This window comes from Paraburkholderia sp. BCC1885 (genome assembly GCF_900996235.1).
GTDB lineage: Bacteria > Pseudomonadota > Gammaproteobacteria > Burkholderiales > Burkholderiaceae > Paraburkholderia.
Map to the genome: position 1 here is coordinate 170,033 of NZ_CAAJGM010000285.1, position 25,423 is coordinate 195,455.

Below are 25,423 nucleotides of genomic sequence, written 5' to 3' on the forward strand. Positions count from 1 at the left end.
CGCGCCTCGCCAGGCGCCTCAACGAGACCATGCACAACCGGATCTTCTCGCACCTGTTCGGCGACGTCGCCCACGACTTCGGCCAGCCCGTGATGCTCTGGCAGGTCGGCGTGCTGCTCGGCACGCTGGCGCTGGCGTGGCTGCTCGCCTGGCTGCTGCGGCGCAGGCTCGATCTGCGCCGCCAGACGCGCTATCAGGCGCTGCGTTTCGGCGCGGAGAGCCTTAACCGCGCGTTCTTTCCGCTGATCGGCGCCTTGCTGGTGTGGATCGCGCAGGCGGTGGCCGGGCCGTTCATGCACACGGCGCTGCTCGAACTCGCGCTGGTGCCGCTGCTCGGCATCGGCCTGATCTATGTGCTGTTTTTCCTCGCCCGCCGCGTGTTCGCGAGCCATGGCGAGGCGCATACGTGGCTTTTCCTCGGCGAGAAAATCGTCTCGCTGATCGTCTGGATCGGCATGGTGCTCACGGTGATGGGCATTCAGGACGACGTGCTCGACTGGATGGCGAGCGTCCACTTCCGCGTCGCCAACGCGCATATGACGCTGCTGTCGCTCTCCACCGGCCTGCTGTGGGTCTGCGTGACGATGGTGGTGGCCATGTGGCTCGGCTCGGCGTTCGAGGAGCGTCTTGTGCGCTCGCGCACGCTCGACGCCAACCTGAAAGTGGTGGTCGCGCGGGTCGGGCGCGCGCTGTTCATGCTGGCGGCGGTGCTAATCAGCCTGTCGCTGGTGGGCATCGATATCACGGTGCTGGGCGTGTTTGGCGGCGCGCTGGGTGTCGGGCTCGGCTTCGGGCTGCAGAAGATCGCCAGCAACTATGTGTCGGGCTCGGCTTCGGGCTGCAGAAGATCGCCAGCAACTATGTGTCGGGCTTCATTATCCTGATCGACCGTTCGTTGCGGATCGGCGACACCATCAACACCGGCGGCCTGCAGGGCATGGTCACGCAGATCCGCACGCGCTACACGGTCGTGCGCGGCCTCGACGGCATCGAAACGCTGATTCCGAACGAAAAGCTGATCACCGATGTCGTACAGAACCAGTCGTCCTATCTGACGCGCGGCTACGCGAAGATCGCGGTGCAGGTGGCCTATGCATCGGACGTCGATCAGGCGATGGCGTTGCTCGCCACGGCGGCGCAAGGCGTGGAGCGGGTGCTGCAGGAGCCGGCGCCGACGCCTTATCTGATCGGTTTTGGACCCGACGGCATCAACCTGGAACTGGGTTTCTGGATCGAGGACGCGGCGACGGGGACCTCCGGCGTGCGCTCGACGATCAATCGCAATATCTGGCGCCTGTTCGGCGAACACGGCATTGCGATGCCCTACGCGCAACGCGAGGTGCGAATTGTCGGCGCGGGCGACATACTGTCGCGTCCGGTAAATCTGACCGGCGACGCCGTCAACGAGCCCGGCAGCGCCGCCTGACGCGGCTGCGGCGCTTTCCACATGCAGTAAAAAAAGCCTGTCAGCGTGTTTGTCCCAGGTTGATGCGCTACAAAAAATCCCCAATTGTTACAAACACTTGGAACGGTTCGCGTAGAATAACGTCCAATCTGTCCGTATGCTTTCACTTTCTTGACACCGCGTTTTTGGTTAGTCTTCTGGTTGTTCGTTACGTGTTGTCTTTTGGTGTCCTGTCACTCTCGTTCCACAGGTAAACTGCCTTGTTGAATTCCTTGCTTGATTTCCTTGCCCACGGTTTGTTGCGCTTCTCGTGGTGGCAACTCGTGGTGTACACGCTCGTGGTGACGCACATCACGATCATCGGCGTGACGGTGTATCTGCACCGCCACCAGGCGCACCGTGCCCTCGAACTGCATCCTGCCGTCAGTCATTTTTTCCGCTTCTGGCTGTGGATGACCACCGGCATGCTGACCGGTCAGTGGGCCGCGATTCACCGTAAGCACCACGCCAAGTGCGAGACCGAAGAAGATCCGCACAGCCCGCAAACGCGCGGTATCTGGAAGGTGCTGCTGGAAGGCGCCGAACTCTACCGCTCGGAAGCGAAGAACGAAGAAACCATGCGCAAGTTCAGTCACGGCACGCCGAACGACTGGATGGAACGCAACGTCTACACGAAGTACCCGATTCTTGGCGTGAGCCTGATGATGGTGCTGAACGTCGCGCTGTTCGGCCTTGTCGGCCTGACGGTGTGGGCCGTGCAGATGATCTGGATTCCGTTCTGGGCGGCTGGCGTCGTGAATGGTCTCGCGCACTTCTGGGGCTATCGCAACTTCAATTCGGCGGATGCGAGCACCAACATTTTCCCGTGGGGCATCCTGATCGGCGGCGAAGAACTGCATAACAATCACCACACGTATGCGACGTCGGCCAAGCTGTCGAACAAGTGGTACGAGTTCGATATCGGCTGGATGTACATCCGCATCATGTCGGCGTTCCGTCTGGCCAAGGTCAAGAAGATTGCGCCTACGCCGCGTCTGACGACCGGCAAGCTCGTGCTCGACCAGGACACCTTGCAAGCCGTGCTGGCCAATCGCTATGAAGTGATGGCCCGTTACGGCAAGGCGCTCAAGCGCGCCTATCGTCAGGAACTGGCGCATCTGAAGGAAGTGGGTGCGCGCGAGAAGTATCAGGTGATGCGTGGTGCACGCAGCTGGTTCCATAAGGAAGAAGCCGGCCTCGACGAGCCGCAGAAGCGTCAGTTGCCGCAGATTTTCGCCAACAGCCAGAAGCTGCGCACTTATATCGAGTTGCGCAACGAACTTGCGGCCATGTGGGAACGTTCGAATGCTTCGCGTGAACAATTGCTCGTGCAATTGCAGGATTGGTGCCATCGCGCTGAACAGAGCGGCATCAAGGCGTTGCAGGAGTTTGCGACGCGCCTGCGTCGCTATGCCTGAGTCACTGCACTGAGCAAGGCCACAACGCGCGAAATCCATTAAAATTTCAGCACGTCCAAAACCCCGCATTGGCGGGGTTTTGCTTTTTTAGGCCGCATAAAACGTCGGACGCTACGGATACGACGCACGCACGGCGCTAAGCGGCGCATCAGCAGGGCAGAGGGGATCATGAATCAGCAGGCGATCAGGAGCGTCGAATACGACCGGCCGCAGCCGCAAGGTTTGACGTGCGGCATCGGCCAGGCGTGGGCGAAGGTGCCGGACGTGCCGTCGGCAGAAGAGAAGGTCGCGCTCAAGGCGCGTATTCGCGCATTGCTCGAGCGTGAGAAAGCGGTGCTCGTCGCGCATTACTACGTCGATGCGGAACTGCAGGAACTGGCCGACGAAACCGGCGGCTGCGTGGCGGACTCGCTGGAGATGGCGCGTTTCGGCCGCGATCACGAAGCGCAGACGCTGGTCGTGGCCGGCGTGCGCTTCATGGGCGAGACTTCGAAGATTCTCAGTCCCGGCAAGCGTGTCCTGATGCCGGATCTCGATGCAACCTGCTCGCTCGATCTGGGCTGCCCGGCCGACGAATTCTCGGCATTCTGCGATGCGCACCCCGATCGCACGGTGGTGGTCTACGCGAACACGAGCGCGGCCGTGAAGGCACGGGCGGACTGGATGGTGACGTCGTCGATCGGCCTTGAGATCGTCGCTGACCTGCACGCGCGCGGCGAAAAAATCATCTGGGCGCCGGATCGTCACCTCGGCAGCTACATCCAGAAAAAGACCGGCGCGGATATGCTGCTGTGGCAAGGCTCGTGTCTCGTGCACGACGAATTCAAGGGCATCGAACTCGACCTCTTGCGCGAGCAATATCCGGACGCCAAGGTGCTCGTACACCCCGAGTCGCCGGCGAGCGTTGTGGCGCTGGCTGACGTCGTCGGTTCGACGACGCAACTGATCGACGCCGCGCAACGGCTCGACGCGAAGCACTTCATCGTCGCAACAGACCTCGGCATTCTGTACAAAATGCGTCTCGCCGCGCCCGGCAAAACCTTCATCGAAGCGCCGACGGCCGGCAACAGCGCAACCTGCAAGAGTTGCGCGCATTGTCCTTGGATGGCCATGAACGGTCTGGCGAATCTCGCCGACGTGCTGGAGCGCGGTCACAACGAAATCTTCGTGGATCGCGCGGTGGGCGAACGGGCGAAGCTGCCGATCGACCGCATGCTCGACTTCGCGGCGCGCCACAAAAAACGTGTACAAGCGAGCGGCGATCTCGCAAAAGACACGACTTTGTTTTCGAACGTGGGGGCGGCGTAATGGCAGCGGTTGAACAGAATCACGTGCGGCACGCGGTCGATGCGGTGTCGCCGTTGTTTGCAGAAGTGCGCGCGCAGTACGGCGCGGCGTTCGACGCGGCGCTCGCGCGTAACGTTGCCGACGCGCTCGCGGAAGACGTGGGCGCCGGCGATCAAACCGGCCGCCTCGTACCTGCCGATGAATTGCGCGATGCGCGCATCATCGTGCGTGAAGACGCGGTGCTGTGCGGCGTGCCGTGGTTCAACGAGGTGATGCGCCGCGTCGATGCGCGCATCGAGGTCAAGTGGTGCTATCGCGAAGGCGATCGCATGTCGGCTGACACGCCGGTTTGCGAGCTGCGCGGTCCGGCTCGCGCGCTGCTCACAGCCGAGCGCAACGCGCTGAATTTCCTGCAGATGCTGTCAGGCGTGGCGAGCGTGACGCGGCGTTACGTCGATGCCATCAGCCATACTCAGGCGCGCATTCTCGATACGCGCAAGACGCTGCCGGGGCTGCGGCTCGCGCAGAAGTACGCGGTGCGGGTGGGCGGCGGGGCCAATCAGCGGCTCGCGCTTTATGACGGCATCCTCATCAAGGAAAACCATATCGCGGCGGCGGGCGGCGTGGGCGCGGCGATGGATGCCGCGCTTGCCTTGAATGCGGGCGTGTCGATCCAGATCGAGGTTGAGACGCTGGCGCAACTCGAAACGGCCTTGACGCACGGCGCTCAATCTATTCTGCTCGATAACTTCTCGTTCGACGCCATGCGCGACGCCGTGCGTCTCACGGCGGGGCGCGCGGTGCTGGAAGTGTCGGGTGGTGTGAACTTCGAAACGGTGCGGACGATTGCGGAAACCGGCGTCGATCGCATTTCGATTGGCGCATTGACGAAGGACGTGCGCGCCACGGATTACTCGATGCGGATTGTTTGATTTTTTGCGTGGGGCAAGGAATGCGGCACATGCGGCATTCCACGCATCGATGCCATTGCGGCAGACAAAGGCCATCGCACCTGAGACGGGCGATGGCCTTGTTGCTTTTCACGCGGGTTGCCGAGGATTCCGGCAGTACGGAGAGAAAACCGCGTTCATCCAAACCGCACCACACGCCTCAAACGTTGCGATTCCGCACATTTTCCGGCGACAACACCGTCGGCAAAGCCTTCGGCAGCGCGGCCGGCCAGTCGCGGCTGAAGTGCAGGCCGCGGCTCTCGCGCCTGGAGCGGGCGCTATCTACGATCAACGACGCGACGTCGACCAGATTGCGCAATTCGAGCAGATCGCGGCTCACCTTGAAGTGCGAGTAGTACTCGAGGATTTCTTCGCGCAGCAGCGCAATGCGATGCCTCGCGCGCGCCAGCCGCTTGTCCGTGCGCACGATGCCGACGTAATTCCACATCAGGCGGCGCAGTTCGTCCCAGTTGTGGGCCACCACCACTTCCTCGTCCGGATCGGACACGCGGCTCTCGTCCCAGTCCGGTAGCGGCGCGTGGGCCGCGGGGCTGAAACCTTCCGCTTCGATGGCGGCTGCGGCGGAACGGCCTATTACCAGGCACTCCAGCAGCGAGTTGCTGGCGAGGCGATTAGCGCCATGCAATCCGGTGCAGGAGGTCTCGCCGACGGCATACAGGCCCGACAGGTCGGTGCGGCCCGCCAGATCCGTGACGACGCCGCCGCAGGTGTAGTGCGCAGCCGGCACGACCGGAATAGGCTCTTTGGTGATGTCGATGCCGAATTCCTGGCAGCGCGCCAGAATCGTCGGAAAGTGTTCCTGCAGGAACGCAGCCGGCTGGTGACTGATATCCAGATACACGCAGTCGATGCCACGCTTCTTGATCTCGAAGTCGATCGCCCGCGCAACGATGTCGCGCGGCGCCAGTTCGGCGCGTTCGTCGTGTTGTGGCATGAAGCGCGTGCCGTCCGGCAGCCTCAGGATGCCGCCTTCGCCGCGCACCGCTTCCGAGATCAGGAAGGATTTGGCGTAGGGATGGAACAGGCAGGTTGGATGGAACTGGATGAATTCCATGTTCGAGACGCGGCAGCCGGCGCGCCAGGCCATGGCGATGCCGTCGCCCGTCGCGGTGTCCGGGTTGGTGGTGTAGAGATACACCTTGCCGGCGCCGCCGGTCGCGAGCACCGTGTGCGGCGCTTCGATGGTGACCGTGCGGCCACTCTCCAGATCGAGCGCGTACAGCCCGTGACAGCGGCGTCCGGGCAGCCCCAGACGGTCCGACGTGATCAGGTCGATTGCATAGTGATTTTCGAGCAGCGTGATATTCGGATGACGGCGCACGCGCTCGCTCAACGTGGCGACCACCGCGTGGCCGGTGGCGTCCGCTGCGTGAATGATCCGCCGATGGCTATGTCCGCCTTCGCGCGTGAGGTGAAAGCCGAGTTCGGCGGCGTCGTCCCGGGTGAACGGCACGCCTTGCGCAATCAGCCATTCGATAGCTTCGCGCCCGTGCTCGACGATAAACCGCGTGGCCGCTTCGTCGCACAGACCGCCGCCCGCGATCAGCGTGTCGCTGACATGGTTCTCGATGCTGTCCGCGGAATCCAGCACGGCGGCAATGCCCCCTTGCGCCCAGTCGCTCGCGCCTTCCGTCATGGAAACCTTGGCGATGACCGCCACCCGCCGTGTCTCTGCCAGATTCAGTGCAACACTCAAGCCGGCCAGGCCACTTCCGACAATTGCCACATCAAAATTCATTTACTGCGTCTCCGTCACTTGATCAGCCGTTGCGGCCCGCGTCACCGCTCACCGCCAAACGAGAGAGGATACGCGCCGCACGGCGCGAGGGAAAGCTGGCCGAATGGCCAACGGTGCGAGCGGGGGTGCAGGAAGAAGAAAACGCGCGCCAAAAACAAAAAGCCCCGCACGGATGCGGGGCTTTCGTCTTCGTCAACAAACAGGAAGCAAGACCTTATTTGATCTTGGTTTCCTTGTACGGCACATGCTTGCGAACGACGGGATCAAACTTGCTGATCTCCATCTTTTCCGGCATGTTGCGCTTGTTTTTCGTCGTGGTGTAGAAGTGACCCGTGCCTGCGGTCGATTCCAGCTTGATCTTGTCGCGTGCGCCTTTTGCCATCATTTACTCCTTAGGCTTCACCGCGTGCGCGCAGATCTGCGAGCACAGCGTCGATACCGTTCTTGTCGATCAGACGCAGGCCGGCGTTCGAAACGCGCAGACGCACCCAACGGTTTTCGCTTTCCACCCAAATACGGCGGTTTTGCAGGTTCGGCAGGAACCGGCGCTTGGTTTTGTTGTTCGCGTGGGAAACGTTGTTGCCGCTCATCGGCGCTTTCCCAGTTACTTGGCATACGCGTGCCATATGAGAGCACTCCTAATACGCTAATTCTGAGTTCGGACGCCGCGAAAGTTATCCGGAAGGGCCGCGATGATGACTCAGTCGCTTATCCGCCGGAAGGCCTTTGATGGCTTCGGAACAGGGTTGGAAACAGGCAAACCGGAATTCTAGCAGAAAAAAAGCCGATAAATCAAACCTTATTTGCGATGCCGCCCGCAGGGCAACCACGGGACGAAGCTTGGGCGCAGTCGTATCGAGACGGGTTTCGCTGCGCCCAAATGCGTGCAAGTCGGCCTCCAATTCACGCCCAGCCGGCGCGGGCAAACGAGAACGTCTCGTGCGCGCCGATCACCAGATGATCGACCAGATGGACGTCGATCAGCGCGAGCGTGTCGCGCAGCACCTGAGTCAGACGCCGGTCGCTGGCGCTGGGTTTGACTGCGCCGGAGGGGTGATTATGCGCCACGATCATGCTCGCGGCATTCGCGGAGAGGGCGCGGCGCACGATTTCGCGCGGATACACCGCCATGCGCGTCAGCGAGCCGCGCGAGCTTTCTTCGGTGCTGATCAGACGGTGGCGCGCGTCCAGGAACAGGCACACGAAGACCTCGTGCGGCCGCGAGCCGATTAGCAGACGCAAATAGTCTTCGACGGCTTCGGGCGAATCAATCAACGGTTTCTCGCGCATTTTCTCGACGAGCGAGCGCCGCGCCAGTTCGAGGATGGCGAGCAACTGGGCGGTCTTGGCCGGCCCGACGCCAGGCAGTCCGTCAAAATCCGACGGGGTGGCGTCGAGCATCGCGCGCAGCGAGCCGAAGCGCTTTAACAGCGAGTGGGCGATGCCGAACACGTTGTGTCCCCGCAATCCCGAGCCGAGCACTAAGGCAACCAGTTCGGCGTCGGCGAGCGTGGCGGGGCCAAAATCGAGCAGGCGTTCGCGCGGCATGTCGCGCTTGCCGTGCGGGCGCCTGCGTCTGGCGCGCCGCGGCGGGTTCAATTCCGCTGCGGTCCATTCCGGCGCGATAGCCGCCAGCAGTTCCGTCTGGCGTCTGGACGGCGTGAGAAGAGCGCTCGCCCGGCGTGCTTGCCGCGCGGGCGCTTTCGTTTCCACGGTTTCTGAGCTTGCACCCGCATCCGCGCTCGCGGCTTTGAGTGCGCTCCGGCCGCGCCTGCCCGCCTTCGGGGTTGCGCGCCCGGCAAGCGTCAGCCCGCCGCTGTCGTCCATAGGATCGGCTGTTGTATCCACGCAGGCGTAATAGTCCATCTGATGGTTCTCCAGTTAGAGGCGAGAGAGTCCTCGCCTGCGGCGGCCGCGCAGATGACGCGTCCAAACCGTCGCTGCATATGTGGCTTACAATAGAACCTTTGCGCACGGCACCCCGACGGTTTGCCACCCGCACAGGCTGCGCCTTCGGCGCACGCGTGCAGCGCGTCCCGACTGAACGAGTTACTGCATGAGCATCATCGACATCTCTGAAGTGAAACCCGGTTCGCACGTCACGCTCCATTACCGGCTTTCGCTTGCCGATGGCGCCGAAGTCATCAACACCTTCACCGAAAAGCCGGCCACGCTCCTGCTGGGCGCCGGCCAACTGGCGCCGCCGCTGGAAGATATTTTGCTGGGTTTGAAGGTCGGGCACCATTCGACCTTTCAGCTAGCATCGGGCGAAGCCTTCGGCCCGCGCAATCCGGAATTGCTGCAGCGCGTCTCGCTTGCCACGCTGCGTGAAAACAGCATGATCGGTGAGGATTTTTCGCCGGGCGATCTCGTCGAATTCAATGCACCTGGCGGCGGACGCTACGCGGGCGTGTTGAAGGAAGTCGGCGAAACGTCCGCCCTGTTCGATTTCAATCACCCGCTCGCCGGCCAGGCGCTGGCGTTCGAAGTGAAAATCATCGGGATTCTGTAAACATGAGCACCACGGATACGACTCTGACTGAAGCCGAGATCCTGCTGGCGCAACCGCGCGGTTTTTGCGCGGGTGTCGATCGGGCCATCGAAATCGTCGAACGCGCGATCAAGCTGCACGGTTCACCTATCTACGTGCGCCACGAAATCGTTCACAACGCGTATGTCGTCGAGGATCTGCGCAAGAAGGGCGCCATTTTCATCGAGCAGCTCGAGGAAGTGCCGGCCGGCAACACCGTCATTTTCAGCGCGCACGGCGTGTCGAAAGACGTGCGGGCGGAAGCCGAGTCGCGTGGTTTGCGCGTCTATGACGCCACCTGTCCGCTCGTCACCAAGGTGCATATCGAAGTGGCAAAGATGCGCCAGGAAGGCTTCGACATCGTGATGATCGGCCACAAGGGCCACCCCGAGGTAGAAGGGACGATGGGGCAGGCGGCCGAGGGCATGTATCTGGTCGAAGATATCGAGGACGTGCAGGCGCTGCAGCTCGCCGATCCCGACCGCATCGCCTTTGTCACGCAAACCACGCTGTCGGTGGACGACGCCGCCGAGATCATCGCCGCGCTCAAGGCCAAGTTTCCGGCCATCAAGGAGCCGAAGAAGCAGGACATCTGCTACGCCACGCAGAATCGTCAGGACGCGGTCAAGTTTATGGCGCCGCAATGCGATGTGGTGATCGTGGTGGGCAGCCCCAATAGCTCGAACTCGAACCGCCTGCGCGAAGTCGCCGAGAAGCGCGGGATCCCCTCCTATATGGTGGACTCGCCCGACCAGATCGATCCGGCGTGGATCGTCGGCAAGCGCCGCATCGGCGTGACCGCCGGCGCTTCGGCGCCGGAAGTGCTGGCGCAGGCCGTCATCGCCCGTCTGCGTGAGCTGGGTGTGCGCAATGTGCGCGCGCTCGAAGGGATCGAGGAAAATATCGCATTCCCGCTGCCGCGCGGTTTGGGTCTACCGGCCTGACACTTCGCTGGTGTCTCTGTAAGAAAAGCGCGCCTCGGCGCGCTTTTTTGTGTCCGCTGTCTGGCCGTGAGTCCCGTTAATAAGTACCAGATCAAAAAACAGGCTCCTTTTCCGCCTCGGCGACACAAATTTTTTGCCCGCAGACGATTTTATTTTATCGTCCACCCATCGATCGATCCCCATTTAATTCACCGATATTCGTCCTCGGTTATTTTTGATGCACTAAAATTGTGCGAGTGAGCGGGGGCATATAGAAACGTAATACCTATTGTGCGGCGCGATGAAATCAGGGGCGAGCCGGGATCGCCGCAACACTTGATGCTGCTGGGGTCTACGGTGGTGCAACTGATGCACGAAAAAATGTCGCAACCGGGTTGCGCCTTTAGCGGGTTATTGCTCGCAAAATGCGGTTGCAATGCAGGAAAACCCTGCCGTTTCAACAATATTGCCCATCGCATAATTGGAGTTACAATGCGCGCGTTCTCAAGGCCTCTGGGTCTGGAGCAATGAATTTGGCAAGGCGCTGGAGACCTACTTAATGCGAGTCAAGTTTGCTTACGCCGCGTCCGTCAAGGCCACGGTTGAGATGCTGACCGCGGGCAGCAAGAAGCGCGATGACGAGGCGAATCACGACGCAAACGTCGCCGCCGGTCATGCGGCCCCATTAATGGGAAGGATTGCCGATTCAGGCAACTACAACGAAAACGGGGCGCGATTGACGGCTGCGGACATCACCACCGAAGGGCAGGCGAGCCGCGGCCGGCGCCACGAGGTCTCGGGCGTCCGGACCATCCTCACCACGATCAAGAGTGTCCAGCCGGGCGTAAGCCGATCCGGCGGGACGGACACGACGGACGGGCGGCCTGCACAACAGGCGGCTGCGTCCGGTATCAGGGCAAAAATCCTTGGCGGCGACGGCGTGTGTACCGACAAGGTGGGGAAGCTGGCGGGATTCGCCATGCGCAACCCGGTCTGTGCGAAGGCGCAAGTCGCGCTTTCGGATGAGAACCCGGGAATGGACTTCAAGCCGCAGGCCGAAGACCGTTCCCACACGCTGGTGCAGATTGACGCGCCGTTCGCGCACGAGGCCTTGTGCGTGATCGTCGCTGCAATGAAGCGCGCCAATTCATTCGACGCGCCCAAGGTGCTGGCTGCGACGCCGTCCACCGGTTACGGGGTAACCGGCGGCCTCGCAATCGACTACAAGGGTGATTTGAAAGAAGGCGCCATTACGCTTTACGACTTCAGGGACAGCGAAGCCGCGGTCCTCGACGCCGTAGAGATGTGATGACGGGAGTACAGCCTGGCGGCACCGCTGGCCCACCCAATGGTGTCGTTTTTGCATCCGGTTCCGACGACGCGGCGACTTTCCGGTCGCACGCCGAGTAGGTAGCGGATAACCCTTACCGGTCTTTTACATCAGTACCCGCAGTGCCGTTGCGATTCCGGCCCGCATGACTGCCCACCAGTCGATGCAGGACGCGAATCCAGTCGCACGGGCTAAGGAGCTTTAAATGGATATCTTCATCCAGCAGATCCTCAACGGACTGGTGCTTGGCAGCGTTTACGCCATCATCGCACTGGGCTATACGATGGTTTACGGCATCTTGGGCATCATCAACTTCGCTCACGGCGATGTCTTGATGGTGGGCGCGATGGTTGCGCTCTCCGCCATAGGCGTGCTTCAGAACCACTTTCCGGGGCTCGGCCACGTGCCGACGCTCATCATCGCGTTGATCATCGCGGCGGCTGTCTGCTCGGTGGTCGGCTACACGATCGAGCGCGTGGCCTACCGGCCGTTGCGCCGGGCGCCGCGTCTCGCGCCGCTGATCACCGCCATCGGCGTGTCGATCCTGCTGCAGACGCTCGCGATGATGATCTGGTCGCGCAATCCGCTGCCGTTCCCGCAACTGCTGCCCACCGATCCGCTCAACGTGATCAAGGCCGGACCCAACAATCCGGGCGCCGTGATTTCGGTGACTGAAATCACGATCATCGTGGTGGCGTTCCTCGTGATGGGCGGCCTGCTGCTGCTCGTGCACAAGACGAAGCTCGGCCGTGCGATGCGCGCGATCGCCGAAAATCCGAACGTGGCGAGCCTGATGGGCGTGAACCCGAACTTCGTGATCTCGGCCACTTTCATGATCGGCTCGGCGCTTGCCGCGCTGGCCGGCGTGATGATCGCCTCGGAATACGGCAACGCTCACTTCTACATGGGCTTCATCCCTGGTCTGAAGGCCTTTACCGCGGCCGTGCTGGGCGGCATCGGCAATCTCGGCGGTGCGATGGTCGGCGGCGTGGTGCTCGGTCTGATCGAGCAGCTCGGCGCGGGCTACATCGGCAACCTCACGGGCGGCGTGTTCGGCAGTAATTATCAGGACGTGTTCGCTTTCATCGTGCTGATCGTCGTGCTGGTGTTCCGTCCGTCGGGCCTGCTCGGCGAACGTGTCGCGGATCGCGCCTGATCTCGGGCCATAAGGAGTAAAAACATGACCTCAATTCAACCGATCGAGCCGTCCACGACGCTCATCCCCGAGAAGAACAAGACCAAGACCCTGACGGTCGGCATCATCACCGCAATCCTGGTCATCACGGCCCCCATGATCATCGGCGCGGCCGGCGGCAATTACTGGGTGCGGGTGCTCGACTTCGCCATGCTCTACGTGATGCTGGCGCTCGGCCTTAACGTGGTGGTCGGTTTTGCCGGCCTGCTGGATTTGGGCTACATCGCCTTCTACGCGATCGGCGCCTACACCACGGCGCTGCTGTCGTCGCCGCACCTGTCCACGCAATTCGCGTGGATCGGCGCCATGTTCCCGCATGGCCTGCATACGCCGTTCTGGATCATCGTGCCGATCGCCATGGCGCTCGCCGCCATGTTCGGCGTGCTGCTCGGCGCGCCGACGCTGCGTCTGCGGGGCGACTACCTCGCCATCGTGACATTGGGCTTCGGGGAAATCGTGCGGATCTTCATGAACAACCTCGACCGTCCGGTGAACATCACCAACGGCCCGCAGGGGATCACGGGGATCGATCCGGTGCAGGTGGGCGGCTTCAGCCTCGCGCAGACGCACACCTTCCTCGGCTTCCAGTTCACGACGGTGTACATGTATTACTACCTGTTCGTGCTCTGCTCGCTGCTGGTGATCTGGGTATGTACGCGTCTGCAGCACTCGCGGATCGGCCGCGCATGGGCCGCCATCCGTGAAGACGAAATCGCCGCCAAGGCGATGGGCATCAACACCCGCAACGTGAAGCTGCTGGCGTTTGCGATGGGCGCGTCGTTCGGCGGCCTGTCGGGCGCGATGTTCGGCGGCTTCCAGGGCTTCGTGTCGCCGGAATCGTTCACCTTCTGGGAATCGGTCGTGGTGCTGGCCTGCGTGGTGCTGGGCGGCATGGGCCATATCCCGGGCGTGATTCTCGGTGCGATTCTGCTCGCCGTATTCCCGGAATTCCTGCGTTCGACCATGGGCCCGCTGCAAAACGCCATCTTCGGCCATGAAATTGTGGATACCGAAGTGATCCGTCAGTTGCTGTACGGTCTCGCAATGGTTCTCATCATGCTGTACCGCTCGGAAGGCCTGTGGCCGGCTCCGAAGCACGAGGACAAGATTGCGAAAATCGCCAAGCGCAACAGCAAGAAGCCGGTGCGTGCCTAAGGACTGCGCAGGGCCACGGCCCTGCATGGGACGGGCGTAAGCGCTAAAGCGCTAACTCCCGTCGACAGGAGAAAATTCAATGAGCGATAACAACATCCGCCTGTCCGTCAAAGGCGTGAACAAGCGCTTCGGCGGCTTGCAGGCTTTGTCGGACGTCGGCCTGGAAATCAAGGCCGGCGAAATCTACGGCCTGATCGGCCCGAACGGCGCCGGCAAGACCACGTTCTTCAACGTGATCACGGGGCTATACACGCCGGACTCCGGCGACTTCAAGCTGGACGGCGAGAACTACACGCCGACCGCCGTCTACCAGGTCGCGAAGGCCGGCATTGCGCGGACCTTCCAGAACATCCGTCTGTTCGGCGGCATGACCGCGCTGGAAAACGTGATGGTGGGCCGTCACGTGCGCACGAAGCACGGCCTGATTGGCGCCGTGTTCCAGACGCCGTCGGAGCGCAAGGAAGAGCGCGAGATCAAGGAACGCGCGCTCGAACTGCTGGAGTACGTCGGCGTGCTGCAATACGCGGACTACACCTCGCGCAACCTGTCGTATGGCCACCAGCGCCGTCTGGAGATTGCCCGCGCGCTGGCAACCGATCCGAAGCTGCTCGCACTGGACGAACCGGCGGCCGGCATGAACGCGACGGAAAAGGTCGAATTGACCAAGCTGCTCGACAAGATCCGCGGGGACGGCAAGACCATCCTGCTGATCGAGCACGACGTGAAGCTGGTGATGGGCCTGTGCAACAACATGACAGTGCTCGATTACGGCAAGGTGATTGCCCAGGGTCTGCCGCAAGATGTGCAGAAAGACCCGAAGGTGATTGAGGCTTATCTGGGTGCGGGGGTCCACTGATGGCTACGGCAATGTTGAAAATCAAGGGCCTGCAGGTCAATTACGGCGGCATTCAGGCAGTCAAGGGGATCGACCTGGAAGTGGCGCAGGGCGAACTGGTCACGCTGATCGGCGCGAACGGCGCAGGCAAGACCACTACCATGAAGGCGATCACCGGGCTGAAGGCATACGGCGCGGGCGACATCGAGTACATGGGCGAGTCGATCAAGGGCCTGCCCGCACATGAGTTGCTCAAGCGCGGTCTGGCGATGGTGCCGGAAGGGCGCGGCATTTTCTCGCGCATGTCGATCATCGAAAACATGCAGATGGGCGCGTATCTGCGCAACGACACGGACGCCATCAAGGCCGACGTCGATCGCATGTTCGGCTTCTTCCCGCGTCTGAAGGAACGCGCCACGCAGTACGCGGGCACGTTGTCGGGCGGCGAGCAGCAGATGCTGGCCATGGCGCGCGCCATCATCAGCAAGCCCAAGCTGCTGTTGCTCGACGAGCCGTCGATGGGCCTCTCGCCGATCATGGTCGAGAAGATCTTCGAAGTGGTGCGCGCGATCTCCTCCGAAGGCATGACCGTGCTGCTGGTCGAGCAGAACGCGCGTCTCGCGCTGCAGGCGGCGAATCGCGGCTACGTGATGGACTCGGGGCTGGTGACGATGTCCGGCGACGCGAAGCAGATGCTCGACGATCCGAAGGTGCGCGCTGCTTACCTCGGCGAGTAACGTCTAACGGGCGATGGGCGGCGCGAAACGCCGCTCTCGTCTGCGCAAGGAAAAAGGCCGCATGCGTTGTTTCAGCATGCGGCCTTTGTCATTTCGGGCGGTGACTGGCGGTGACCGTTTTATGCGGGAGCGCCGCTTGCGGCTGGCGCCGCGTCGGCGTATTGACCCAGCCGTTTGCCCATGCTGATCACAGCATCCGCCCGATAGCCCAGCGCTTCATAAAACCCGCGGATGTCGTCCTTCGCGCAGAGCACCTGCAGATTCACCTTCGGACAGCCACGCGCGGTCAGCGCCGCCTCCGCGTGCGCGACCAGCCGTGTGCCGATGCCGTGGCGTCGCTGCGCCGCGTCCACCGCCAGCGAATACATCCAGCCGCGATGACCGTCGTAGCCGGCCATCACCGTGCCGACCAGACGTCCGTCGAGTTCGGCGACAAAGAACAGCTCCGGCTGCGTCGTCATCTTGTTGGCGATCGACAGATGCGGGTTGCGCTGCGGCCGGGTGGTGTCCCGATACTCGGGAAACGCCTCTTGCCACAATGCGACCACGGCATCCGTATCGCCGGCATCGAAGCAGCGGATCGCAAGCGGCGTGGTCGTCGACGTCATGAGTGGCTCCTCACCGATTACAGGGTGTCGAGAATCGAGCGCAGCATCGTCATCATCTGGTCGATTTCCGCGTGGGTCACGTTCAGGGCCGGCATGAAGCGCAGCAGATTCGGGCGCGCGGCGTTCAGCAGCAGGCCGTCCGGCTGCAGGTTGCGCGCCTTTTCGACGATCTGGTTGCCGATGTCCTTGCCGAGCAGCAGCGCGCGCAGCAGCCCTTCGCCACGCTCGCCCTCGAAACCGCGCTCTTCCGACAGTTCCAGCAGCTTCGCCTTCAGGTACTCGCCGCGCTCGCGCACGCCTTCGAGGAAGCCCGGCGCCGTCAGTTGCGAGATCACCGAATAGCCGACCGCCGTCATCAGCGGATTGCCGTTGTAGGTGCCGCCCTGGTCGCCGGCTTCGAATACTTCAACCGCGGACTTGCACAGCAGCGCCGCGAGCGGCACGCCGCCGCCGATACCCTTGCCGAGCGTCATGATGTCCGGCTCGACGCCCGACAGCTCATACGCGAACAACGTGCCGGCACGGCCGCAACCGCTTTGCACTTCGTCGACGATCAACAGCAGGTTGTGCTTTTGCGTGAGCGCGCGCAGTGCCTGCATGAATTCGCGGGTGGCGGGGATCACGCCGCCTTCGCCCTGGATCGGTTCGAGCATCACCGCGACCGTCTTGCCGTTGATGAGCTTCTCGACCGAGCCGATGTCGTTCAGATCCGCCTTCGGGAAACCCGGCACTTGCGGCGCGTAGATGGTGTCCCAGCCCGGCTTGCCGCTTGCCGACATGGTGGCGAGCGTGCGGCCGTGGAAGCTGTGGTCGAACGTGATGATTTCAAACGCGCCGTCCTTATGCTTCTTGCCCCACTTGCGCGCGAGTTTGATGGCGCCTTCGTTGGCTTCCGCGCCGCTGTTGGCGAAGAACACCTTGTCGAAGCAGCTGTGCTGCGTGAGCAGACCGGCGAGCTGGGCCATCGGCGCGTTGTAGAAGGCGGGTGACGGATTGATCAGCAGTTGCGCCTGCTTGTTCAGCGCTTCGATCATGCCGTCGTTGCAATGGCCGAGGGCATTGACCGCCCAGCCCTGGATGAAATCCAGATAGCGCTTGCCGTTGTTGTCGTAGATCCACGAGCCCTTGCCGTGCGTGAAAACGATCTCGGGCCGGTTGGTGATGTACATCAGCGACTCGACGGGATACTCATTGAAATTCATGGCGGCAGGCTCCGGGCAGTACAGGGATGAAGGAACAGTAAAAAGGAACGGCAAACGCGAGCGGAAAAACAAAAAAGCCACGGCATGCCGTGGCTTTCGTGATTCGAACAACATGCGCCTGATCGGCGCGAATCCGTGACAAAGCCGGCGGCGTCCCTAAGGGAGCAGCGAGCGGCGACGTCGGAGTTCGGACTGGATGCGGTTCATGCGCGAAAGAATACGACAACGCGAGCGCCGGTGTAAACCATGAATTTCGTCTGCGGCGGATTTTTTTGATCCGCCGCGCGGGCTTTCAGAGCTTACGGTGACGCGCTTCGCGGTTACAAGGGCGGCTCAACGCGTTGCAGGACCGGCGTTTAGACCGGATTGGCGAGGTCGGCGGCGCTCGTGAAGGAGTCCGCATAAAACTCGTCTTCCGGCAGGCCGTGGTGCTGCGTGAAATCGCGCTGCGCCGATTCGACCATCACCGGTGCGCCGCAGGCATACACCTGATAACCCGACAAGTCTGGCAGGTCTTCGATGACGCTACGATGAACGAAACCGGTGCGGCCCGTCCACGCGTCGCTCGGGTCCGGTTCGGACAGCACCGGCACAAATTTGAAGTTCGGGATCTCGCGGGCCCATTGCTCGGCCAGATCGAGCAGATACAGGTCTTTCTTGCGGCGCGCGCCCCAGTACAGCGTCATCGGCCGGTCGAGGTTCTTGAACACCGCGTGTTCGACGATCGCCTTCAGCGGCGCGAAGCCGGTGCCGGAGGCGAGCAGCACGATGGGTTTGGTGGAATCTTCGCGCAGGAAGAAGGTGCCGAGCGGCGCCTCGAAGCGCAGGATGTCGCGCTCCTTCATGGTGTTGAAGACGTGATCGGTGAACGCGCCGCCGGGCATATGGCGGATATGCAGCTCGATCGGGCCTTCCACGTGCGGCGCATTCGCCATCGAATAGCTGCGGCGCTTGCCGTCCTTCAGGATGAATTCGAGATATTGGCCGGCGAGATATTGCAGACGTTCGTTAGCGGGCAACTGCAGTTTCAGGACGATGACGTCGTCGGCCTTGCGCTCGATGGCGTTCACCCGGCACGGCAGCTTCTTGACCTGCACGTCACCCACACCGGCTACTTCGCGGATGTCGATTTCGAGGTCGGAGCAGGGCGTAGCGCAGCAGAAAAGCGCCATACCGCGGGTCTTTTCGTCGTTCGACAGGGCGGAGGACGAATGCTGGCGCTGCTCGACTTCACCGCTCACCACCGTGCCCTTGCACGAGCCGCACGCGCCGTTCTTGCAGCCATACGGCAGACCGATTCCCTGGCGCAGGGCGGCGGTCAGTACCGGTTCATCGGGTTCTACTTGAAACTGCCGGCCGCTTTGCCGGAGGGTTACATTAAATGCCATAGCGTGTTCGAGTTCGAAAAGTCGGTAATCGGTGCGAGCCGTCCCTGACGGCTACAATGCGTCCACCATGAAAGCCACACGAATCTTGCGCCGGCCGCGCGTGCTCATTGTGGGCTGCGGCGACGTCGGCATGCGTTGCGCCAAACTGTTGCGGCCGCGCGCACATCTCTTTGCGCTGACCACCCAGCCGGCCCGTTGCGCCGAATTGCGCGCGGCGGGTGTGACGCCGCTCGTCGGCGATCTCGATGCGCGCCGCAGCCTGAAGCGTCTCGCGGGTCTCGCGTCACGCGTGCTGCATCTGGCCCCGCCGCAAAAGACCGGTGACGACGACCGCCGCACCCGTGCGTTGCTCGCGGCGCTGAGCGCCGGCCGCCTGCGTGCCGCACGCAACACCGCGGCGCCGGTCGCACGGCTGCGCCACCTTCGTGCTGCATGGATGGAACGGAAAACTGCCGATATTGTACCCGACGGGGTTCGGCGCCCCGCCGGTTCGCGGCCAGCCGTGCGCATGGTTTACGCCAGCACGACGGGGGTCTACGGCGACTGCGGCGGCGCCTTGATCGACGAAACCCGCACGGTCCGTCCAGCCAATCCGCGCGCGCTGCGACGCGTTTCGGCTGAACGGCAACTGCGCCGCGCCACCGCGCGCGGCGCCGTACAGGCGAGCATCGCGCGCATTCCTGGCATCTACGCGGGCAATCGTCTGCCGCTCGCGCGGCTCGAAAAAGGCACGCCGGCGCTGATCGATGCTGACGACGTCTACACGAGTCACATCCACGCCGACGACCTCGCGGCGATTCTGGTGCGCATGATGCGGCTCGGCCGACGCGGCCGGGTGGTCCACGCCTGCGACGACACGACGCTGAAAATGGGCGAATACTTCGACGCCGTGGCCGATGCATACGGCCTGGCCCGCCCGCCGCGCATCACGCGGGCGCAGGCCGAGACGCAGCTCGAACCGATGCTGTTGTCGTTCATGCGCGAATCGCGCCGGCTTGTGAACGAGCGGATCAAAAGCGAATTACGGATACGCCTGCGCTATCCGACGGTAGCGGATTTCCTGCGCAGCGCGCCGGGGACGACGCAGGCGGGGTGACGCCCACGGGAGGGCGCCGGCATGAAGGCACCAGCACTGGCGGCTGAACGCCTCACACGATCAGCCGCGACACGCGACACGCGACGCGAATCGCAGATCGGATCAGGTCAGCGCGGGCAGCGCTTCGAGCAGCAGGAAGCACAGAACCGCGCCGATCAACGCGCCGATCAGGCTCGGATGATATTTGTGCCGCAGGTGCATGACGGCCAGCATCACGCCGATCAGGACCGCCGCTATGCAGATAAGCCCAATGATCGCGGCCGGGATCTCGAACGAATTGTTGGTGATCATGGCGCCCCTCCCTTAGACCTTTTTAGTCATTGTTCAGTCGAGTATAGGGCGGCTTGTCAGGAAGATCATGTTGCGCCGCAGCGCTAACGGGGCCTTAACGCCAGCCTTTGCGGGACGCGGCACACAGGAGTCTCGAGGGCATCGGGCGTGGCGGCCGGATTAGCGGTTTACCCGCTCCGTAAAGATCCGAGGTCGGCTTCGTCGAGCCACTGCCACGCGCCTTCGGCAAGCGTCGCGGGCAGGCTCAAACCGCCGATCCGTTCGCGATGCAGCGCCTCCACGCGATTGCCTGCCGCCGCGACCATGCGCTTGACCTGATGGTATTTGCCTTCGAGCACGGTCAGTTCGAGTGCGTGTTCGCCGCGGGCCTGCGCGGCGACCGCGGCGATCGGTTTTGGCTCGCCGTGCAGCAGCACGCCTGCGCGTAGCGCGCCGAGTTGCGCGTCGTCGAGCGGGTGGCGGGTGGTCGCCAGATAGACCTTCGGCACCTTGCGCTTCGGTGACGTGAATGTGTGGACGAACTTGCCGTCATCGGAGAGCAGCAGCAGGCCGGTCGTATCCTGATCGAGGCGGCCGACGCACTGCACGCCGCGTTCGGCAAACTGCGGCGGCAACAAGCTGAAAACGCTCAGATGATGCTGCGGATCGCGCGAGCATTCATAGCCGGCGGGTTTGTTCAGCAGCAGGTAGGCGTGTTCGCGGTACGGCCAGGTAACATCGTCGACGCTGAAGTGAAGCGCCTCGGTGGAGACTTCGGCATCGGGATCGGCATGGACGGCGCCGCCGATGGTCACGCGGCGGTCGGCGATCAGCGCGCGGCATTGGCGTCGCGAGCCAAAGCCCTGGGTGAAGAGAACGCTTTCGAGATTCATGGGGAGCGGGAGAGCGGCAGGGCGAAATGCAGGCGACGGACCGGCCGCGGTTGCAGCCAGCGCGTCGCTTCGCGTGCATTCTACCCGGCGCGCGGCGGGTCCCGCCTCGGCCGCCCGCCGGGCCGCCCGTCTCAGTGCGGCACGCCCGCGCGCCGCTCGACGAAACGCCGCACGTAATCGTCGGCGGGACGCGTGAGGATTTCGTCCGGCGTGCCTTCCTGGACCAGGGTGCCGTCGCGCAGGATGGCGATGCGGTTGCCGATGCGCAACGCCTCGTCCAGATCGTGCGTGATGAAGACGATGGTCTTGTTCAGCGTCGCCTGTAGTTGCAGCAACTGGTCCTGCATTTCGGTGCGGATCAGCGGATCGAGGGCCGAGAAGGCTTCGTCCATCAGCAGCACGTCGGTGTCGGCGGCGAGCGCGCGGGCGAGGCCCACGCGCTGGCGCATGCCGCCGGACAGTTCGTCCGGATAGTGTTCGCCGTAGCCGTTCAGGCCCACCTTGCCGAGCCAGGCGCGCGCTTTCTCGTGCGCTTCGGCCCTGCTTTCGCCGCGCGTGCGCAGGGCATACGCGGTGTTGTCGAGCACGGTCTGATGCGGCAGCAGCCCAAAGTTCTGGAACACCATGCTGACCTTGTAACGACGCAACTCGCGCAAGCCTTGCGGATTGAGCTTGATGACGTCCGAGCCGTCGATCACGATCTCGCCCGCCGTCGGCTCGATCAGCCGGTTGAAGTGGCGCACGAGCGTCGATTTGCCGGAGCCCGAAAGCCCCATGATCACGTAGATCTCGCCCGAGCCGATGTTCAGGCTCACGTCGTTCAGGCCGACATTGCAACCGGTCTGCGCGAGCACTTCGGCCTTGCCCTTGCCGCTTTTGAGCAGGTCGAGCACGCGAGCGTGGCCGGTCTCGGGGCCGAACAGCTTGTAGACGTGTCTGACTTCTATCGCTGCCATGATGGTCTCCTTACTTTGCTGCGCGGGTTTCGAGCCCGCTCTGGCCGGCGGTGGCGTCGCCGCTGTCGGCCGCGCCCGTTTCGGTGGCCGCGACCCGGTACGGCACCCGCGACACCGCCTTCGCCTTCTTGCGCAGCGCCAGCAGACGACGCGTGCGGCGATCCTGCCCATAGCCCTGGCTGATGCGATCGATGACGATGGCCAGAATCACGATCGCAATGCCCGCCTGGGTGCCCTTGCCGACATCGAGTGTCTGGATGCCCGCGAGAACATCCTCACCGAGTCCACGCGCGCCGATCATGGAGGCGATCACCACCATCGAAAGCGCCATCATCGTCGTCTGGTTGATGCCGGCCATGATGCTGGGGCGCGCGAGCGGCAACTGCACGTTCGTGAGCAACTGCCAGCGCGTCGTGCCGAACGCGCGCGCGGCTTCGACGACATCCGCATCCACGTGACGGATGCCGAGATCGGTCAGGCGGATCAGCGGCGGCAGCGCGTAGATGATGGTGGCGAGAATCGCCGGCACCTTGCCGAGGCCGAACAGCATCAGCACCGGAATCAGGTACACGAAGCTCGGCAGCGTCTGCATGATGTCGAGCACCGGCAGCAGAATGCGCCGCAGCCACGCGCTGCGCGAGGCGAAGATGCCGAGCGGCACGCCGAGCGCGACCGACAGCACCGTGGCCACCAGCATCAGCGCGAGCGTCTCCATCAGCTTGTCCCACAAACCGAAGCAGCCGATCGCGTAAAGCAGCATCACGAAGAAGCCGGCGATGCCGAGCCGCCGCGTCGCGTTCCACGTAATCGCGCCGACCACGAGCAGGATCAGCCACGGCGGCGTCGCCCGCAACGCGCCTTCGAGCGGCACCAGCAGATAACGCAGCAGCGCGATGCTGAAGTCGTGAAAACTGTCACCATAAGCGGCGACGAACGACTGAACCACGTCGTTCACCCAGTCGGCAATCGACAGCTGTAGAAAAAACGAATGCATGATCAAACCTCCGATGCACGCGAACGGACGGCGAAGCGCGCCGCCCGTTCAGCACCAAGTGTCGTGACGTCGCCGCAGATCAGGCGCCTGCGAGAGAAGCCTGAACTTTCTGGGCCACGTCGTTCGGAACCCACGGCTTCCACATTTCCGGGTGATCGTGGAGGAACTGCTTTGCCATCGTCTGACCGTCGATCTTCTTGCTGGTCATCTCCAGAATGGTCCTGTTCAGGAAATCCATCGGGAAGCTGACCTTCGCGTAAGCCGCCATCAGTTCCGGCTCGGCCTGATAGAACGGCGTGGAGACCCCGACCTTCAGATGCGACACCAGGTACGACGACGCGCATTGCGTCGTGCTCTTGTCGTCGCGCAGCGTGTCCCAGCACTTCTGGTCGAACGGCGGCATCTTCAGTTGCACGAACTTGTATTTCGCCATCAACGCGGCCGGTTGCCAGTAGTAGAACAGGATCGGTTTGCCACGCTGATACGCCGAGGTGATCGCGGCGTCGAGCGCGGCGCCGGTGCCGGGGCGGAAGTTCGTGTAGCTGTCGTCGAGATTGAGCACTTTCAGCAGACGCGAATTGACGCGCTCGCAGTCCCATCCCGCCGGGCAATTCAAAAAGCGTCCCTTGCCGGGTTCTTCGTCATCCTGAAAGAGGTCTTTGTATTTCGGCAGATCGCCCACCGACGCCAGGTTCGGCGCGAGCGGCTTGATGTTGCGAGCCGGGTCGCCCTTGATGACGTACTCGGGCACGTACCAGCCCTCGTTGGTGCCGCCCGGCAGCGTGTCGCCGATCAGCTTGACCTGGCCTGCCGCGACACCTTTGGCGATGATCTCCGAGCGGCCGGTCCATTGTTCGCCCCAGACCTGCAGATCGTTGCGCGCGAGGGCCGTTTCGGTGGCGGCGGTGCTGCCCGGCACGGTGTCGGTCTTGCAGCCGTAGCCCTTCTCGGCGATGTAGCGCAGCACTTCCGAGGTGAACGAGCCGCTTTCCCACGTCACACCGGCAAAGTGCACCGTCTTGCCGGCCGAGCACCAGCTGCCGGCGTGCGCGGCGGCCGGGAACAGGGCGCCGGCGGCGAGCGCCATGCAGGCGGCGCGCATCCAGGGTTTGATCTGCATGTGTCTTGTCTCCTTTTATTGTGTCGATCCGGAGTTCGCGCTTTGCCGCGCTACTCCGGTCTCATGCGACGTAACTGCGTGATGATGTTGAGGTTGGCCTCAGACGAGGCGTCAGGCGTAGGTACTGCGAGAACTTTGCGTGGCGGCGAGCACGTCTTCGTCGAGCGCGAGGCCGAGGCCCGGTTCGTCCGACAGCGTGAGCCAGCCGTCGTGGTCGATGTCGATGGGCTGCGTGAGCATGAAGTCGCGCCGCTCGATCGACCATTCCGGCGGGTCGTAGGGGAATTCGATAAAGGGCGCCGAGGCGGCGCCGGCCGTCAGATGCAGGTTGGCCATCAGGCCGATGCCGTTGCCCCACGTGTGCGGCGTGAATACCTTGCCGCGCGCTTCCACGGCCTGCGCCAGCTTGCGCAGGCCTTCCATACCGAGCGAGCAGGCCACGTCGGGCTGAAACACGTCGAGACCATCGTGGGCCAGCATTTGGTCGAACTCATAGCGTTCGCGGGTCATTTCGCCGCCGGCGATGCGCAGCGTGGTAGCCCGGCGCAGCGCCGCGTAGCCTGCGTAGTCGCCGCGATGCAGCGGCTCTTCCATCCAGTAGACGTTCTGCTTTTCCAGTTCGCGGGCCACTTCGAGCGCCTCGCTCACGCTCCAGGGCGCGGCCGTGTCCCACGGCATGCGCCAGCCCTGGTTGCAGTCCACCATCAGTTCGAGGCGGCTGCCCACTGCCTCGCGCACGGCGGCGAGCGCCGTGAAATCGTCCGCGAGACTTGGGCGGCCGAAACGGATTTTTAGCGCCGGAAAGCCGCGTTCCACGACGTGCAGCGCCATGTTGGCCATCTCGTGCGGATGACGGTGCACGCCGCTCGAGGCGTAGGCGCGAATCCGGTTGCTGCGGCCGCCCATCATCTTCCAGCAGGGTTCGCCGCGGATCTTGCCGGCGAGATCCCACAGGGCGATATCCAGCGGCCACGGGCGGCCGGCATGAAAGCCGATGTTGTCGAGCACGGCGCTATGGCGCGCAAGGTCGAGCGGGTCGGTGCCGATGAACAGGTGCTGGTAGTCGGCAAAGCCGTACATGGCGTCGCCGGAGCCGATGCCGACATGGCCCGCGTCGTCGTGGACGCGCACGATGGTGGCGGGAAATTTGCGGCGCGGCTGGCTGTCCCACGAGGCCGGAAACGGCGGGTCCAGTTCAAGCTGATGATGCGTTACTTCGATCCTGCTGATGCGAGGTGTCTCACGGCTCATCGGGCGCTCCTGAAGGGATGCCGCAGTGCCGCATCGAGGCGGCACATTGAATTGGGAATGACGTCATGCTATGGAAGCCCAC

General features: G+C 63.1%; 24 protein-coding genes and 1 pseudogene. 12 read left to right on the top strand and 13 right to left on the bottom strand.

Annotated elements, in window-relative coordinates:
* Positions 1-29: 29 nt before the first annotated feature.
* The 4 genes and pseudogenes from FQ755_RS36760 to nadC all read left to right on the top strand — a co-directional run bounded on the left by FQ755_RS36760 (position 30) and on the right by nadC (position 5,081).
* Positions 30-1,426 (top strand): annotated as a pseudogene (locus FQ755_RS36760) (mechanosensitive ion channel family protein).
* A gap of 239 nt (positions 1,427-1,665) precedes the next feature.
* Positions 1,666-2,862 carry an acyl-CoA desaturase gene (locus FQ755_RS36765; RefSeq protein ID WP_144163082.1) on the top strand — a complete coding sequence of 399 codons (1,197 nt, stop codon included), beginning with the start codon at positions 1,666-1,668 and terminating at the stop codon, positions 2,860-2,862.
* 168 nt (positions 2,863-3,030) lie between these two features.
* Entirely contained in the window at positions 3,031-4,170 is a 1,140-nt protein-coding gene (gene nadA / locus FQ755_RS36770; RefSeq protein ID WP_144163084.1) for a quinolinate synthase NadA, read from the top strand.
* Positions 4,170-5,081, top strand: coding sequence for a carboxylating nicotinate-nucleotide diphosphorylase (gene nadC, locus FQ755_RS36775; protein WP_144163086.1), 912 nt, complete (start codon positions 4,170-4,172; stop codon positions 5,079-5,081). The genes nadA and nadC overlap by 1 nt, the downstream gene beginning before the upstream one ends.
* 178 nt (positions 5,082-5,259) lie before the next feature.
* On the opposite strand, the gene nadB is transcribed toward nadC, so the two are convergent.
* From nadB to radC, 4 genes are all read right to left on the bottom strand, one after another.
* Positions 5,260-6,858 (bottom strand): L-aspartate oxidase, encoded by a 1,599-nt coding sequence (gene nadB / locus FQ755_RS36780; RefSeq protein WP_144163088.1) that lies wholly within the window; start codon positions 6,856-6,858, stop codon positions 5,260-5,262.
* 214 nt (positions 6,859-7,072) lie between these two features.
* Entirely contained in the window at positions 7,073-7,240 is a 168-nt protein-coding gene (gene rpmG / locus FQ755_RS36785) for a 50S ribosomal protein L33 (RefSeq protein WP_074263557.1), read from the bottom strand.
* A gap of 10 nt (positions 7,241-7,250) precedes the next feature.
* Entirely contained in the window at positions 7,251-7,484 is a 234-nt protein-coding gene (rpmB, locus tag FQ755_RS36790) for a 50S ribosomal protein L28 (RefSeq protein WP_007180631.1), read from the bottom strand.
* Positions 7,485-7,761: 277 nt separating this feature from the next.
* Complete coding sequence (gene radC, locus FQ755_RS36795; RefSeq protein WP_409937810.1) at positions 7,762-8,496, bottom strand: RadC family protein; 735 nt, start codon at positions 8,494-8,496, stop codon at positions 7,762-7,764.
* A gap of 418 nt (positions 8,497-8,914) precedes the next feature.
* Between radC and FQ755_RS36800 the strand changes: the two genes are divergently transcribed.
* The 7 genes from FQ755_RS36800 to FQ755_RS36830 all read left to right on the top strand — a co-directional run bounded on the left by FQ755_RS36800 (position 8,915) and on the right by FQ755_RS36830 (position 15,563).
* Positions 8,915-9,370: a peptidylprolyl isomerase gene (locus tag FQ755_RS36800; RefSeq protein ID WP_144163089.1), complete on the top strand. Its 456-nt coding sequence runs from the start codon at positions 8,915-8,917 to the stop codon at positions 9,368-9,370.
* Positions 9,371-9,372: 2 nt separating this feature from the next.
* Positions 9,373-10,332 carry a 4-hydroxy-3-methylbut-2-enyl diphosphate reductase gene (ispH, locus tag FQ755_RS36805; protein ID WP_144163091.1) on the top strand — a complete coding sequence of 320 codons (960 nt, stop codon included), beginning with the start codon at positions 9,373-9,375 and terminating at the stop codon, positions 10,330-10,332.
* Between the two features lie 538 nt (positions 10,333-10,870).
* Positions 10,871-11,620, top strand: coding sequence for a hypothetical protein (locus FQ755_RS36810; RefSeq protein WP_144163093.1), 750 nt, complete (start codon positions 10,871-10,873; stop codon positions 11,618-11,620).
* Between the two features lie 226 nt (positions 11,621-11,846).
* The gene (locus FQ755_RS36815; protein ID WP_144163094.1) at positions 11,847-12,797 is read left to right on the top strand and encodes a branched-chain amino acid ABC transporter permease; all 951 of its coding nucleotides are present in this window, start codon (positions 11,847-11,849) and stop codon (positions 12,795-12,797) included.
* Between the two features lie 24 nt (positions 12,798-12,821).
* A complete protein-coding gene (locus FQ755_RS36820; protein ID WP_144163096.1) occupies positions 12,822-13,991 on the top strand; it encodes an ABC transporter permease subunit in 1,170 nt (389 codons plus the stop codon).
* Positions 13,992-14,070: 79 nt separating this feature from the next.
* Positions 14,071-14,847, top strand: a complete 777-nt coding sequence (locus FQ755_RS36825; protein WP_144163098.1) for an ABC transporter ATP-binding protein — start codon at positions 14,071-14,073, stop codon at positions 14,845-14,847.
* Positions 14,847-15,563: an ABC transporter ATP-binding protein gene (locus FQ755_RS36830; RefSeq protein WP_144163100.1), complete on the top strand. Its 717-nt coding sequence runs from the start codon at positions 14,847-14,849 to the stop codon at positions 15,561-15,563. The genes FQ755_RS36825 and FQ755_RS36830 overlap by 1 nt, the downstream gene beginning before the upstream one ends.
* A gap of 119 nt (positions 15,564-15,682) precedes the next feature.
* Here FQ755_RS36830 and FQ755_RS36835 read toward each other — a convergent pair whose 3' ends face one another.
* From FQ755_RS36835 to FQ755_RS36845, 3 genes are all read right to left on the bottom strand, one after another.
* Positions 15,683-16,171 (bottom strand): GNAT family acetyltransferase, encoded by a 489-nt coding sequence (locus FQ755_RS36835; RefSeq protein WP_144163102.1) that lies wholly within the window; start codon positions 16,169-16,171, stop codon positions 15,683-15,685.
* A 17-nt stretch (positions 16,172-16,188) separates the two neighbouring features.
* A complete protein-coding gene (locus tag FQ755_RS36840; RefSeq protein WP_144163104.1) occupies positions 16,189-17,373 on the bottom strand; it encodes an acetylornithine transaminase in 1,185 nt (394 codons plus the stop codon).
* A gap of 356 nt (positions 17,374-17,729) precedes the next feature.
* Positions 17,730-18,761: a CDP-6-deoxy-delta-3,4-glucoseen reductase gene (locus FQ755_RS36845; RefSeq protein ID WP_144163106.1), complete on the bottom strand. Its 1,032-nt coding sequence runs from the start codon at positions 18,759-18,761 to the stop codon at positions 17,730-17,732.
* A gap of 67 nt (positions 18,762-18,828) precedes the next feature.
* Between FQ755_RS36845 and FQ755_RS36850 the strand changes: the two genes are divergently transcribed.
* A complete protein-coding gene (locus FQ755_RS36850) occupies positions 18,829-19,857 on the top strand; it encodes an NAD-binding protein (protein WP_144163108.1) in 1,029 nt (342 codons plus the stop codon).
* Between the two features lie 102 nt (positions 19,858-19,959).
* Here the strand turns inward: FQ755_RS36850 and FQ755_RS36855 are convergent, their stop codons facing one another.
* From FQ755_RS36855 to FQ755_RS36880, 6 genes are all read right to left on the bottom strand, one after another.
* Positions 19,960-20,148: a hypothetical protein gene (locus FQ755_RS36855; RefSeq protein ID WP_144163110.1), complete on the bottom strand. Its 189-nt coding sequence runs from the start codon at positions 20,146-20,148 to the stop codon at positions 19,960-19,962.
* Between the two features lie 167 nt (positions 20,149-20,315).
* Positions 20,316-21,020 carry a pseudouridine synthase gene (locus FQ755_RS36860; RefSeq protein ID WP_144163112.1) on the bottom strand — a complete coding sequence of 235 codons (705 nt, stop codon included), beginning with the start codon at positions 21,018-21,020 and terminating at the stop codon, positions 20,316-20,318.
* 131 nt (positions 21,021-21,151) lie between these two features.
* Positions 21,152-21,976 carry a glycine betaine/L-proline ABC transporter ATP-binding protein gene (locus FQ755_RS36865; RefSeq protein WP_144163114.1) on the bottom strand — a complete coding sequence of 275 codons (825 nt, stop codon included), beginning with the start codon at positions 21,974-21,976 and terminating at the stop codon, positions 21,152-21,154.
* Between the two features lie 10 nt (positions 21,977-21,986).
* Complete coding sequence (locus FQ755_RS36870) at positions 21,987-22,970, bottom strand: ABC transporter permease (protein ID WP_144163116.1); 984 nt, start codon at positions 22,968-22,970, stop codon at positions 21,987-21,989.
* A gap of 79 nt (positions 22,971-23,049) precedes the next feature.
* Positions 23,050-24,090: an ABC transporter substrate-binding protein gene (locus tag FQ755_RS36875; protein WP_144163118.1), complete on the bottom strand. Its 1,041-nt coding sequence runs from the start codon at positions 24,088-24,090 to the stop codon at positions 23,050-23,052.
* A 111-nt stretch (positions 24,091-24,201) separates the two neighbouring features.
* The gene (locus FQ755_RS36880; RefSeq protein WP_144163120.1) at positions 24,202-25,341 is read right to left on the bottom strand and encodes a mandelate racemase/muconate lactonizing enzyme family protein; all 1,140 of its coding nucleotides are present in this window, start codon (positions 25,339-25,341) and stop codon (positions 24,202-24,204) included.
* Positions 25,342-25,423: the final 82 nt, after the last annotated feature.

Bases quoted from the DNA above. Each gene is read 5' to 3' on its own strand.
- rpmG (WP_074263557.1), bottom strand. From the start codon at position 7,240: ATGGCAAAAGGCGCACGCGACAAGATCAAGCTGGAATCGACCGCAGGC.
- nadA (WP_144163084.1), top strand. From the start codon at position 3,031: ATGAATCAGCAGGCGATCAGGAGCGTCGAATACGACCGGCCGCAGCCG.
- FQ755_RS36875 (WP_144163118.1), bottom strand. From the start codon at position 24,090: ATGCAGATCAAACCCTGGATGCGCGCCGCCTGCATGGCGCTCGCCGCC.
- rpmB (WP_007180631.1), bottom strand. From the start codon at position 7,484: ATGGCACGCGTATGCCAAGTAACTGGGAAAGCGCCGATGAGCGGCAAC.
- FQ755_RS36800 (WP_144163089.1), top strand. From the start codon at position 8,915: ATGAGCATCATCGACATCTCTGAAGTGAAACCCGGTTCGCACGTCACG.
- FQ755_RS36835 (WP_144163102.1), bottom strand. From the start codon at position 16,171: ATGACGTCGACGACCACGCCGCTTGCGATCCGCTGCTTCGATGCCGGC.
- FQ755_RS36860 (WP_144163112.1), bottom strand. From the start codon at position 21,020: ATGAATCTCGAAAGCGTTCTCTTCACCCAGGGCTTTGGCTCGCGACGC.
- FQ755_RS36830 (WP_144163100.1), top strand. From the start codon at position 14,847: ATGGCTACGGCAATGTTGAAAATCAAGGGCCTGCAGGTCAATTACGGC.
- ispH (WP_144163091.1), top strand. From the start codon at position 9,373: ATGAGCACCACGGATACGACTCTGACTGAAGCCGAGATCCTGCTGGCG.
- FQ755_RS36815 (WP_144163094.1), top strand. From the start codon at position 11,847: ATGGATATCTTCATCCAGCAGATCCTCAACGGACTGGTGCTTGGCAGC.
- FQ755_RS36840 (WP_144163104.1), bottom strand. From the start codon at position 17,373: ATGAATTTCAATGAGTATCCCGTCGAGTCGCTGATGTACATCACCAAC.
- nadC (WP_144163086.1), top strand. From the start codon at position 4,170: ATGGCAGCGGTTGAACAGAATCACGTGCGGCACGCGGTCGATGCGGTG.
- FQ755_RS36880 (WP_144163120.1), bottom strand. From the start codon at position 25,341: ATGAGCCGTGAGACACCTCGCATCAGCAGGATCGAAGTAACGCATCAT.
- FQ755_RS36865 (WP_144163114.1), bottom strand. From the start codon at position 21,976: ATGGCAGCGATAGAAGTCAGACACGTCTACAAGCTGTTCGGCCCCGAG.
- FQ755_RS36825 (WP_144163098.1), top strand. From the start codon at position 14,071: ATGAGCGATAACAACATCCGCCTGTCCGTCAAAGGCGTGAACAAGCGC.
- nadB (WP_144163088.1), bottom strand. From the start codon at position 6,858: ATGAATTTTGATGTGGCAATTGTCGGAAGTGGCCTGGCCGGCTTGAGT.
- FQ755_RS36845 (WP_144163106.1), bottom strand. From the start codon at position 18,761: ATGGCATTTAATGTAACCCTCCGGCAAAGCGGCCGGCAGTTTCAAGTA.
- FQ755_RS36870 (WP_144163116.1), bottom strand. From the start codon at position 22,970: ATGCATTCGTTTTTTCTACAGCTGTCGATTGCCGACTGGGTGAACGAC.
- FQ755_RS36810 (WP_144163093.1), top strand. From the start codon at position 10,871: ATGCGAGTCAAGTTTGCTTACGCCGCGTCCGTCAAGGCCACGGTTGAG.
- FQ755_RS36820 (WP_144163096.1), top strand. From the start codon at position 12,822: ATGACCTCAATTCAACCGATCGAGCCGTCCACGACGCTCATCCCCGAG.
- FQ755_RS36855 (WP_144163110.1), bottom strand. From the start codon at position 20,148: ATGATCACCAACAATTCGTTCGAGATCCCGGCCGCGATCATTGGGCTT.
- FQ755_RS36850 (WP_144163108.1), top strand. From the start codon at position 18,829: ATGAAAGCCACACGAATCTTGCGCCGGCCGCGCGTGCTCATTGTGGGC.